General features: G+C 43.8%; 9 protein-coding genes. 7 read left to right on the top strand and 2 right to left on the bottom strand.

The window, feature by feature from the left end; translation table 11 throughout:
* Positions 1-17: 17 nt before the first annotated feature.
* Genes G496_RS0108695 through G496_RS0108705 form a run of 3 tightly spaced genes read left to right on the top strand, consistent with a single transcriptional unit; the run spans position 18 to position 4,231 of the window.
* Positions 18-1,499: an STAS domain-containing protein gene (locus G496_RS0108695; protein ID WP_027178942.1), complete on the top strand. Its 1,482-nt coding sequence runs from the start codon at positions 18-20 to the stop codon at positions 1,497-1,499.
* Between the two features lie 11 nt (positions 1,500-1,510).
* A complete protein-coding gene (locus G496_RS0108700; protein ID WP_027178943.1) occupies positions 1,511-2,671 on the top strand; it encodes an ABC transporter substrate-binding protein in 1,161 nt (386 codons plus the stop codon).
* 51 nt (positions 2,672-2,722) lie between these two features.
* Positions 2,723-4,231 carry a leucyl aminopeptidase gene (locus G496_RS0108705; protein ID WP_027178944.1) on the top strand — a complete coding sequence of 503 codons (1,509 nt, stop codon included), beginning with the start codon at positions 2,723-2,725 and terminating at the stop codon, positions 4,229-4,231.
* Positions 4,232-4,418: 187 nt separating this feature from the next.
* Here G496_RS0108705 and G496_RS0108710 read toward each other — a convergent pair whose 3' ends face one another.
* Both G496_RS0108710 and typA read right to left on the bottom strand, forming a co-directional pair.
* Positions 4,419-5,429, bottom strand: a complete 1,011-nt coding sequence (locus tag G496_RS0108710; RefSeq protein WP_027178945.1) for an asparaginase — start codon at positions 5,427-5,429, stop codon at positions 4,419-4,421.
* Between the two features lie 136 nt (positions 5,430-5,565).
* A complete protein-coding gene (gene typA / locus G496_RS0108715; protein ID WP_027178946.1) occupies positions 5,566-7,395 on the bottom strand; it encodes a translational GTPase TypA in 1,830 nt (609 codons plus the stop codon).
* Positions 7,396-7,674: 279 nt separating this feature from the next.
* Between typA and thyX the strand changes: the two genes are divergently transcribed.
* From thyX to G496_RS0108735, 4 genes are all read left to right on the top strand, one after another.
* Positions 7,675-8,421, top strand: coding sequence for an FAD-dependent thymidylate synthase (gene thyX, locus G496_RS0108720; RefSeq protein ID WP_027178947.1), 747 nt, complete (start codon positions 7,675-7,677; stop codon positions 8,419-8,421).
* Positions 8,422-9,298: 877 nt separating this feature from the next.
* The gene (locus G496_RS0108725; RefSeq protein ID WP_245577885.1) at positions 9,299-10,687 is read left to right on the top strand and encodes a DnaA ATPase domain-containing protein; all 1,389 of its coding nucleotides are present in this window, start codon (positions 9,299-9,301) and stop codon (positions 10,685-10,687) included.
* A 246-nt stretch (positions 10,688-10,933) separates the two neighbouring features.
* Complete coding sequence (locus G496_RS0108730) at positions 10,934-11,674, top strand: DnaA N-terminal domain-containing protein (RefSeq protein WP_027178949.1); 741 nt, start codon at positions 10,934-10,936, stop codon at positions 11,672-11,674.
* Positions 11,675-11,771: 97 nt separating this feature from the next.
* On the top strand, positions 11,772-12,055 hold a 284-nt coding region (locus G496_RS0108735), incomplete at its 3' end, for a transposase (RefSeq protein ID WP_245577888.1).

Genomic DNA, 12,055 nt, shown 5'->3' on the forward strand with positions numbered 1-12,055 from the left:
TTTTTACGGAAGGGAAAATGGAAGTAAATATCAGCAGACATGGAGACAGTATCGTCCTTGACCTTGACGGAAGAATTGATGCCTACGGTGTAAAGGAACTTGACTCCCGGCTTGATGAGCTTCTTGCCGGTGATAAACCTCTCTGCCTAATTTTCGAGATGTCAGGGGTCAGTTATATAAGCAGTGCCGGGATACGTTCCATAATCAAGACTCTTAAAGCACTGCACAAGCGCGGAGGCGAGCTTGTTCTGGCTGCGGTTTCATCCTATTGCCGCAATGTCCTTGATACTGCCGGGATGGCTGGTTCGTTAAATATGTTTGCAGACAAAAAAGAAGCAATAGCATTTTTGCAGAATTTTGAATGGGAGCGTCAGGCACTGGCTAACTGGGATAAACTTGAAAAAGCTGAATCACCTTTAGGAGAATTTCGTTTTATCTCAGGTGAAGCAAAAGAGGCGGAACTTAACATTACCGGAAATCTTGCCGATATCGTCCATTCCAGAATAAGACCGCATGATCTTTATTCCCGCAGCTTCTCCCAGACAGAGTATTCAATCGGAATAGGTGCTCTGGGGAGTTCTCCTGAAGATTATATGGATATCATGGGCCTTATGACAACTATAGGCGGGACTATGGCCTGGCTGCCGACTGACGGTCATGATCTGGCTGATTTTCTGGTTCCGAGAAATGATACCGGAAGTGTTCTGATACGCACCCCATACAATATATCCATAAAGGGAGGATTTAATGAGTATATAATGTTTGAGTCCTCTGATCCTGAAGGAACATCTCTGTCACAGCTTTACAAAGGGCTCTTTCTGCTATCCAGAAGAAGGAGAAAGGATTTTAAAGGAATTCTGGGAGTCTCAGCCATTGCCGAGGTTAAAGAACTTTACTCAAGAACATTATTGAAATCTCCGGTAATTAGAAATTCTCCTCCGGCAGGGAAAACAATTTTTGATCCTGAGAATTCCGAACTCTGGTTCACTAGGGATTCAACCCCACGATATCGTGATATCACCTGTCTTTCCTGCGGTTTCGGACTTGATCTTTCCTGCGATCTTTCAGTCTTTGATCCGGGCAAAATATATTCGGCCTTTTATCTTGATCCGGCAGAGGCCGAGGACAGCGGGCATATTCTTATAAATCATGCAGCTGTTTTCAATAAAACGGAAATGCCGGCAAAAGCAGCTTCACTTGACCGGGAAATAATAAATATTGCAGAAAAAGGGGAGTTTGCCGATATGCGCAGCCTTGATGACCGAACTCTTGTTTCGCGGGCCTTCATCGGGGTCAGTTATATCCAGAGTCTTTCCCGTGATCTTTCGGGCTGGCATGGTCGTCCCGGGCTTAATCATCCCAGCCGGCAGGTGGCTGAAAAAAGATACAGGGAAGAAGCTGAATATGCCGATATCCCTAGAAAAAGGGATGAAGAAATAAATAAGTTTCAGCTTTTCCTTGAAGCTCAGAAACTTAAGAACATGAATAAAAAGCAATAAGGATAGTTCAGATGAGAGTATTTATACTCACAGTGTTTATGGCAGCGTCTTTTATGGTTTCTTCTGTTTCCCCGGCATGGTCCGGTGATAGCGCTTTTAGAATTGGAGTTCTCTACAATTTAACCGGGGCTGATGCAGCAAGAGATACTCCGGGATTTCATGGTATGGAACTCGCTTGTGACAAGATAAATGAAGAGGGCGGTATTTCCGGGCATAAATTAATTCTTGTTGCCGCAGACTGCCAGTCTGATCAAACCAAAACAGCTCTTGCAGCCGAGACTCTGGCTGGCAGAGGTAATATAAAAGTACTGGCCGGGCTGAACGATGCTTCGGACGCCATGATCGCGGTGCCTGCTGCCACCAGTGCTGAAAAAATGTTCGTAATTTCAGGCTCAACCATGCAGACCCTTCCCTATATGTTTGGTAAATTCTGCTACATGACTTCATTTGGAGACAGCATGCAGTCCCGTGCAGCCACAAAGTTTGCGGTCCGGGAATTAAAGGCCGGGAAAGCATGGATAGCGACTGATATAGTTAACAAGGGAACTAAGATTATCGGTAAATATTACAAGAAAAGCTGCCGTAAATACGGGATAAAGGTGGTTGATAACGTCTGGTACAGTGCCGGTAACGGATCTTTTCCCGTACCATCTAATAATAAAAATGAAGATGGCCTTTCTGCCGGTGACGCGGATGTGCTTTTTCTAGCCACGGATATTGCTGATGCGGTAACCGCCGTAAGGGGGCTCCGTAAGGCAGGATTCAACCAGCCGATTCTGGCCGGTGATAATTTTGACAGCCCTGTTCTGGAACAACTCGCCGACAATAATTCAGGCAAGATTTATATAACCACTCCGGTGTCATACGATAATCCCGATCAGGTTGTTCAGGATTTCGTAAAAAGCTATCGCAGCAGGTTTGGAACAGATCCTGAAAATGCATATGCCGCGCTTGGATATGACACGGTGATGATGATCGCTGAAGCCATGAAAAAAGCCGGAAGCCATGATGCAGAAATGATCAGGCAGGCTTATTCCGAATTGCAGGGGTACAAGGGAGTAACAGGAGAAATCAGTTATCCTGAAGGTCTTCGTGTTCCACTTAAAAATCTGGATATTGTAAAATTTGAAAATGGTATTTTTTCTTTCATCGATAGAATTTCACCTAATTAAAAGAGTTCTATTCAGATCAGCTTCACAATCCAAATGTGAAGAGGAGGAATTATGGAATTTTCATTTGTTGTAGAACCAGCTTCAACATGGGCCGCCGATGTTGTTGTTTTTTTCGCATTCAAGGACAGTGAAGAGTATCTTCCCGGATTTTCAGCGTGGATGGCCTCTAATGCGGACTGGGTTTCGGCATCAAGAGCATTAAGGGATTTTAGTGCTGACCTTGGCAGTGTCAGCGTTATTTATGGTCCACCGGCATCTTCTGTTCAACGAGTCATGATTGCCGGACTTGGATCAAAGGAATCATTCGGGATAGAACAGTTCAATCATGCCGTTACCGCAGCATTGCGGAAATGCAGAGAATTAAAGCTGCGTCTGGTCGGATTGCCGCTGTGTGCTTTTGAAGGTCTTCAGGTTGATGAGGCTTTAACCAATGCTGTTATATCCATCATAGACGGTTTATACTCTTATGATGCCTACAAAACGGAAAATTCCGGAGAGAGCAAACTGCCTGAACGAATCCAAATTTTTGCGGAAAAAGAACCTCAGCTGCATGTTAAGGATTCTATAAAAAGAGGGCAGTCTGTCGGCGAAGGTCTTACATTTGCCCGTGATCTGGTTAATGCTCCTCCTAATCTGGCTACTCCGGTGTATATGGCGGAAGAGGCTAAAAAACTTGCCAAGAAGTATGGTTTCAAATTCAAGGCGCTGAAACGTAAGGAAATTATTGATAAGGGTATGGGGGCTTTTGCTTCTGTTTTCAGGGGAAGCACTGATGAACCCAGACTTGTCACCCTTGAATATGCGCCAAAGGATAATGAGAATGACCGCCCGCTGGTGCTTGTCGGCAAGGGAGTAACCTTTGACTCTGGAGGAATTTCTCTCAAGCCTTCAAATGCAATGGATACGATGAAGTGCGATATGTCTGGAGCTGCGGCTATTCTGGGATTTTTTGCCGCAATTGGAGAGCTTGCTCCTGAGATGCATATCGTGGGCATTCTTCCATTTGCTGATAATATGCCTGATGCTTCTGCAACACGGCCGGGCGAGGTGGTAACTTCGTATGCTGGCAAGACCATCGAAATTCTTAATACCGATGCGGAAGGGCGGCTTCTGCTGTGTGACAGCCTTGCCTACAGTTCAGAATTTCAGCCTGCGGCGATTATCGACCTTGCCACGCTTACAGGCGGGTGCATTGTAGCCTTCGGGACAAAAGTTGCTGCTGTCATGGATAATAACCATCAGCTGGGCAGTCTTGTAAGGGAATGCGGAATGAGGGTCGGTGAAAGATACTGGCCGATGCCCCTTTGGGACATGTATAAAGAAGAACTCAAAAGCAGTGTGGCGGACATAAAGAATATCGGCTCTAGAGAAGGTATGACCATTCACGCAGGAATGTTTTTAAAGGAGTTTGTTCCGGAAAATGTTCCGTGGGTGCATCTTGATATCGCCGGTCCGGCATGGGCCAAGTCAAAATCTGCTGTATCTGAAGCAGGTGGTACAGGCTTTGGAGTAAAGACTTTGGTGGAATTGATCTATACAGTTGATCTTGATGACCTGTAGCAGACCGCACAGGAATATGTATTTATATATTGGTGTCCGCTTTTCGGTAAATTCGAAAAGCGGACATTTTTTATGACAGCTTGATTTCTGTATCAATAACCAGCCACTCTAACCAACATGCAGAGGCCGTATAAAATGGTATGGAGTCTGTGAAATATTAAGTTCTGAATTTTAATGAAGCGCTGAATCAGACACTTTCTTCCGAAAATACCTGCCTGATCTCATTTTCAGTGCAACCGCTTCCCACAAGAAGTTTCAGGAGCAGGGTAGCTTTCAGGGCAGAAAGTCCTCCTGCTGTGATCACTCCAAGGCTTTTCAGATTGGCAGCTCCACCGGGGTATGCGTAAATAGGCCAGACCCCGCCTTCAATACACCGCGTGCAGAGGACTACAGGAATTTTGTCTGCAATACACCTTTTGATTCCGTCAACCAGTCTGGGAGGAGTATTTCCTGCTCCGAATCCTTCAAGGACGATACCTCGGGCTCCTTGGGAACGCAGGAAGTCGATAACAGTGGAATCCATGCCCGGATGGCAACCAATAAGGTGAACATCAGGGTCAGCTTTGAAAGTTTTAAAAGGCAGTCTTGGTCTTCTGCCGGGGCGTGAGCGGGTCAGGATAACTGAATCACCGGCGACAAAGCCTAATCGTCCGGTATTTTGTCCTATAAATGGGTCTACACTGAGTGAACTGAATTTTATAGCATTCTTAGCTGCAAAAAGTTTGTCTCCCATTTGAAGCATTACATCAGTCCCTTCTTCCGGCGGCAGAAGGCAGACTTTTACTGCGTCCACGAGGTTGCGGACCCCGTCATACCCGGATTCATTGAAGTAGCGCATAGCTCCGGTAAGGATAACCGGTTTGGGAGATTTTACTGTCAGGTCCAGCATATATGCTGTTTCAGCCATAAGATCCGTGCCGTGCAGTACAACGGCCCCCAGAACACAATCTTCGCTCAGGTAGTTCTCAATATCGTTTGAAAGTTTCAGCATCATGTCCGGAGTCATGTGCGGGCTTGGAACATCAGACCATAATACCGGCCGAACTTTTACATCATGACCTTCAGGTGTGACCTCGGAAAGGAGTTTTGAAAAGTTATCGTCCGGCACGACTCCGCCAGCATCAGGATTTTCACTCATTCCTATGGTGCCGCCGGTAAAAATGAGAATTACTTCTCCACAAAGATTGTCTGAGTTCATGATGAATATCTCCGAATATTGATTAAAGCAGCTTAGCAGAAGCGGGAGGGGTGGTAAAACAGAATGAGAGGAATTACAACTGAGGTTTTGCTTAGATGAAAAAGGCCTTCCACAATTTGTGGAAGGCCTTGAGATATTATTTTTTAGCTTTTATTTCTTTTCCGCGCGCCGCATGGCGTTTGGTTGCGGAAAGCTCAACTTTGCGCAGCCTGATTGATTCAGGAGTAACTTCGATAATTTCGTCTTCGCGGATGAAGTGCAGAGCGCGTTCAAGTGTCATCGGTCTTACAGGAGTAAGGATAACAGCTTCATCTTTACCGGAAGCACGCATGTTGGAGAGCTTCTTTTCTTTTGTCGGGTTGATATTGATGTCGTTGTCACGGTTGTGTTCACCGACAATCATACCCTCGTAAACCGGGTCGTTGGGAACTACAAAAAGTTCTCCGCGCGGCTCAAGGTTGAAAAGGGCGTATGCAACAGCTTTACCAGCACGGTCTGAAACCAGAGAACCGGTATAGCGTGAAGGGAAATCGCCTTTATATTCATCATATCCGGCAAACAGGGTGTTCATGATACCTGTTCCCTTGGTGTCGGTGAGGAACTCATCGCGGTAACCGATAAGGGATCTGGACGGAGCAGAGAACTCAATGCGAACACGGCCTTTACCGTTGTTTACGAGGTTGTTCATCTGAGCTTTTTTAGAAGAAAGTTTTTCGGTTACAATACCGAGAAAATCTTCTTCGCAGTCGATGAAAACCTGTTCCATTGGTTCCAGCTTCTTGCCGTTTTCTTGTTTGTAAATAACTTCAGGTCTTCCAACAGAAAGTTCAAAGCCTTCACGGCGCATTGTTTCAATCAGGATAGCAAGCTGGAATTCGCCGCGTCCTTTAACAATGAAGCTGTCCTTTTCGTCACTTTCTTCAACCTTAACGGCAACATTAAGCAGGGTTTCCTTGATCAGGCGCTCCCTTATTTTGGAAGACTGTACAAGCTTGCCTTCAAGGCCGGCCATTGGTGAAGTGTTGATTCCGAAGCGCATGGAAACGGTAGGCTCGTCAACAGTGATTCTGGGCAGAGCTTTAGGATCTTCTCTGGTGCAGATGGTGTCACCGATGAAAACTTCTTCGATGCCGGAGATAACAGCGATATCACCGGGCTCGGCGCAGTCAGTTTCACTGAAAGTCATGCCCATGTAGGTCTGAATTTTAGTGAGCTTCAGGGGCAGAGCTTCACCTTTTTCGTTAATACAGCAAAGGGGTGAATTCTGTTTGGCTGAACCGTGTATAACTCTACCGATGGCAAGACGTCCGAGATAGTCTGAATAACCAAGATCGGATACAAGCATCTGGAAAGGTTCGTCAGGATCAAATTCCGGTCCGGGAACTTCATTTACAATCAGATCGAAAAGATCATGCAGGTTTTCGCCGCGTTCATTAGGATCGGCCATTGCGATACCCTCTCTGCCGATGGCATAAAGAAGAGGGAATTCAAGCTGGTCTTCATTGGCATCAAGGTCAATGAACAGATCGTAGACTTCGTCAAGAACTTCGTCAGGGCGAGCATCGGAACGGTCAATTTTATTGATGACAACAATAATTTTGAGACCGGCTTCAAGAGCCTTTTTAAGTACGAAACGGGTCTGAGGAAGCGGTCCTTCAGATGCATCGACAAGGAGTACAGCTCCGTCAGCCATGCTCAGTGAGCGTTCTACTTCGCCACCGAAATCGGCATGGCCGGGAGTATCAATAATGTTGATTTTTACTCCGTTCCAGACTACGGCGCAGTTCTTGGCTGCGATTGTAATTCCTCTTTCACGTTCAAGGTCCATGCTGTCCATGATTCTGTCATCGACATCCTGTCCTTCGCGAAAAAGTCCGCTCTGCTTGAAGAGACCGTCCACGAGGGTGGTCTTACCGTGGTCAACGTGTGCGATAATTGCAATGTTTCTTAATTTATCGTTTTTCATATTAATCTTTGTGGATTGATCCTGCGCTGACGACATGGTTTTTTTTCACAAAAAAATTCGGCCGCAAAGGTCGTTGGTGTGTCAGCATGCTGTTTATTTTGGTGAGGCGCTGTTAGTTAGAGTAAAATACCATACTAGGCAAGTAAAATCACGGTGATTCAAAATTGTTTTTCCAAAAAATAACAATAACCGCCATAAAATTGATCTCATTAGTTTCTTTAAAGTTAATTAAATTTTAATTATTAGACAATTACAACAACAATTATTCAGGGAGAAAAAATGCCTGTAAAAGAACAAAGAGTAGAATTTCTAGCCATGACTCCGAATGCCTTGGAATTGCTGTATGCTTCTTTCCGCCAATGTTACCACGCCGGGTTTGTTGCCGATATGTGGCCAAAGCTTTTGAATGGGGAAGTGGAGCGTGATAAACAGGCTTCTTTTGTGTCCGGGATTCTTGAATCAGGTCATACCAGCCCGATAGAGCATGTCAGCTTCACCTTTGCCATAGAGGGAATCTCCAGAGCTTGCTCACACCAGATTGTGCGGCATAGAATAGCTTCTTATTCCCAGCAGAGTCAGCGTTATGTTACAGAGAACGATATGGATTATATCCTTCCTCCGTCCATTGCAAAAATTCCTGAAGCCAGAGAGCGTTTTGAAAAATTTATGGATGAAGTAGGTGAAACTTATAAAGACCTGCGCGAGATTCTGATAGCAAACGGAATGGAAAAGAAAGCCAATGAAGATGCCAGATTTGTACTTCCACAGGCTGCTGAAACTAAAATTGTTGTAACAATGAACTGCCGTTCCCTGATGCATTTTTTCAATCTGCGCTGTTGCACCAGAGCCCAATGGGAAGTTCGCTCCATGGCTGATAAAATGCTTAAAATCTGTCGTGAAAAGCTGCCTGCTATTTTTAATGTCGGCGGAGCGCGATGTGAACAGCTTGGATATTGTCCCGAATCAGAGCGTTTTGCATGCGGAAGATTTCCTACTCTGTCTGAAATTACCTCTAAAAGCCTGTGATCGGGATTTTTGGATATATTATATGATAAAGCTGTAGTAAGGACAGTAAAACACCATGAGGGCCGATTATTTTAATCGGTCCTTTTTTATTAGCATAACTTTTCTTTAGTTTTCAGATTCTGGTGTCTAGGTCATTTTTTGATTTTTTTAGAAAATCTTTAGAGATAAAATGTTTTAAAAATTGATTTTTTTTATCCATATAGCGAGCACTAAGATTATTTTTATTCCTGTTTAATATTAATACAGAACTAATGCTTTGGCTATATTTTTATTATAATTATCTGGAAAAAAATTTCAGGCAAAATCTATTATTCAAATTGGATAAAAAATACTGTGGGAAACACTTATTTCATTAATAGTGTGTAATTTAACAAAAAAATTTTAAATAAAATAATTTTTGAGATCTTAAAGAGCTTAAAAGATGTTCTAAATCAGTACAGCCATCAAGGCCCGTTTTATGCGGGATGATAAAAGTCAATTTGTTTTTTTTAAAAAAATATAACAATAGTGTTTAAGAGCATTATAATAAATTTTATTTTTTAATTTTAGATAGTTAACATAAATATTGTAGCCAGTGTTAAGGTCTGATGACAAAATGGAATAATGAAATCAGTTTATGAATAAATAGAGAATGGTGGCAAAATTTTTAGTAATTTTGAGAAATATACAAAATATTCTGTGGAAAAAGTTTTAAACATATGTTGATAAAATCTTTTGATTAACTTCTAATGCTTTGAATTATGGGCCATGCAGCCCGTTTCGCATGGTTGCCCTTAAAAAAAGCCTTAATAGAAAATATCAATTAATTTAACAAGTTATCCTGTAGATAAAGCATATGCCCTGCATGCTGTGATAGTGGTATATTTCGAGTTGATGAATGTTGCTGCCCTGCATTAGTAAAGCCTCCATGATGAGAGATAGCTGGAGTGAAATTTTACAAATTTTAGAGAAGTGCCTTAATCCCGGCCTGTTCAAGGTCTGGATCAAGCCGCTTACCGCTGAGGTAAACGGCAGCACTATCAACCTTTACGCACCTAATGAATTTGTGGCCGCGTGGGTGAGAGACCGTCTGACTTCCAATATCATGGAAGCCGGGGAGCAGGTCATGAGCACCCGCCCTAAAGTTGTAATCGGAGTTCGCAAGAAATCCAAAACTACCAAACCTTCTACAAGTCAGAAGCCTGTAGCAAGAAAGGTTGCCGCGCCAACGCGCATAGGTCTTCCTTTCAATGCTCCGTCTCTGTCTTTAAAGGTTCCGAAATGGAGATTCTCATTTAAGGACTTCATTATCGGACAATCAAATGAACTTGCATGTGCGGCTTCCCGCAGCCTGTGTGATAACGCATTGCCGGGCGACCAGCTTTTTCTCAGCTCTTCTCCGGGACTCGGAAAAACACATCTGCTCCATTCTATCGGGCAGGGACTTTGTAAAACCAGCAATAAGAAGCATGTGTCCATTGCCTGTCTTACTGCTGAAGAGTTTGCAAACAAACTTGTGCTTGCTTTGAAAGCAGGGGAGATGTCCCGTTTCAAATCCGAGTTTCGCGATAATGTGGATTGTCTTCTGCTGGAAGATATCCACTTTTTTCAGGGTAAATTAAAGATGCAGGATGAACTTCTGGCAACCCTTAAAAGCCTTCAGCTTCACGGGTCCAAAGTTGTTCTTACCAGTTCTTTTCTGCCCCGCGAGTTGAAAAAAGTTGATCCGCAGCTGGTCTCGCGTTTCTGTTCCGGATTTCTGGCCGTTATTTCAACACCGGATTTTGAAACCAGAAAGCGCATCGTACAGAGCAAGGCTCAACTTCTGGGAACCAATGTTCCTGAATCTATTTCCGAACTGCTTGCCGAAAGGATCACAAATGATGTTCGCCAGCTTGAAAGCTGTCTGCAGAATCTGGTCCTTAAAGCCCGTCTGCTTAACAGAAATGTTACTCAGGATTTGGCATGGCAGGTTCTCGAAAATTACTCTCTGGAGAATGTTACACCCGATTTTGATGCTATTGTGGAGCATGTCTGTCGCAGTTACGGACTTACTTCCGAGCAGTTGCGCTCCAAGAGCCGCAAGCGTCAGATTGTTCTTGCCAGAAATACCGCGTTCTTTCTGGCCCGCAAGCATACCGACCTCGCCCTCAAGGATATCGGCGAACGTCTTGGACGCAGGCATTCTACAGTTATTAAAGGCATTACAAATATCGAACGCGAAATTTCGCTGCAGACTCCTCTTGGAAGGCAGCTTCAGGATACTATAGAAAGACTCAATCCCTAGCAGTCTTAAGAAATATACGGTTCGGCCTTCATTTTTTGAAGGTTCAGGGCGGTTCTGATTTTATACCGGATGATATTGGTCCGGTTGTTTTTTTTAGAAACGCTTATTTGTTTTCATGATGGTTGTGAAACATAAGAGTGTAATATTCTAACGGGTTAAGATTCTTGTGCCGATTATTGCGGGCATGGAATTTATAGAGTATTACCCCGGTCGTGTATTTTTTAGCAAAAACTCCCGGAGGGAGCGATGAGTATCTCTGTTTGGCAGTCCATTAAGAAAAGATTGCGGGTCAGGGTTAATCCGATACTGATAAGAGTTTGGATTGATCCTCTGGAAGCCACCTATGCTGACGGCGTGGTCAGAATTGTCGCGCCTAATGAATTTGTGGAAGAATGGGTCCGTAAAAATCTGTTGGTCCGCATCAGAGAAGCTGCGGGTGAAGTCCTCGACGAGAACGTCGGTGTGGTTCTTTCTAAAGCTGAGCAGAGTTCTGAATTTTATCAGGCCGAAGCAGAGAACCCTCTTCTTAGTGACAGTGAGAAGATTCTTGGCAGCATTGCCCGGCTTCGTAAAAGGCTTAGAATCTGTAAGGGACTGGAAAGACCTGAAGAGTTGAGTCATCCTGAAGAATCCGGCTGGGGGCTTGAAAGCCTTGAGCATGAAGAAAATTCGATTATGGATGACGAAATAGGAGTATTTGAGCAGCCTGATTTCGATGAGATTCTTGATTCCGTTTTGGAAGCCTTCAGTCTTAGTTTCCGAGAAATTATGAGTGAAGACACTAAAGAGGTCAGACTAGCAAGGCGGTCTCTTTTTTATCTGTGTGCCAGATATGACATTTCTGCTGATGAAGTCGCCCTTAATTTCGACTGTACTGTCAGTGAGGTCATGGACGGAGCTAAAGAGATGGACAGGGAAATTTCAAATGCCATTGATTCAGGGGCAGATCTTGATCAGCTTCTGGTTCGGCTTTTTCATAAAGGCTGATCTTAATTTTTACATTGAAACAGTAAAACCGGTCCCTTTCGGGACCGGTCAGATTGATGACAAAGTCCTCGCCTTTTGGCGGGGACTTTTTTATATTATTTGCATGTTAAAAAAATCTGATCAAAAGCAAGTCACTGTTGAGCTAGTAACAATTGAAGAGCTGGTTCCTGAAAACCATTTACTTCGAAAAATAAATAAGTTTATCGACTTTTCATTTATTCGAGAGAAGACCAAGCATCTTTACTGTGAGAACAATGGTCGTCCAGCAATTGATCCAGTTGTTCTTTTTAAGATGTTATTTATTGGGTATATATTTGGAATTCGCAGTGAGAGGCGTCTTGTCAAAGAAATACAAGTCAATATGGCTTATCGCTGGTTTCT

Source organism: Maridesulfovibrio bastinii DSM 16055, assembly GCF_000429985.1.
GTDB classification, from domain to species: Bacteria; Desulfobacterota; Desulfovibrionia; order Desulfovibrionales; family Desulfovibrionaceae; genus Maridesulfovibrio; species Maridesulfovibrio bastinii.

Bases quoted from the DNA above. Each gene is read 5' to 3' on its own strand.
- G496_RS0108700 (WP_027178943.1), top strand. From the start codon at position 1,511: ATGAGAGTATTTATACTCACAGTGTTTATGGCAGCGTCTTTTATGGTT.
- G496_RS0108695 (WP_027178942.1), top strand. From the start codon at position 18: ATGGAAGTAAATATCAGCAGACATGGAGACAGTATCGTCCTTGACCTT.
- thyX (WP_027178947.1), top strand. From the start codon at position 7,675: ATGCCTGTAAAAGAACAAAGAGTAGAATTTCTAGCCATGACTCCGAAT.
- G496_RS0108730 (WP_027178949.1), top strand. From the start codon at position 10,934: ATGAGTATCTCTGTTTGGCAGTCCATTAAGAAAAGATTGCGGGTCAGG.
- G496_RS0108725 (WP_245577885.1), top strand. From the start codon at position 9,299: ATGTTGCTGCCCTGCATTAGTAAAGCCTCCATGATGAGAGATAGCTGG.
- typA (WP_027178946.1), bottom strand. From the start codon at position 7,395: ATGAAAAACGATAAATTAAGAAACATTGCAATTATCGCACACGTTGAC.
- G496_RS0108710 (WP_027178945.1), bottom strand. From the start codon at position 5,429: ATGAACTCAGACAATCTTTGTGGAGAAGTAATTCTCATTTTTACCGGC.
- G496_RS0108705 (WP_027178944.1), top strand. From the start codon at position 2,723: ATGGAATTTTCATTTGTTGTAGAACCAGCTTCAACATGGGCCGCCGAT.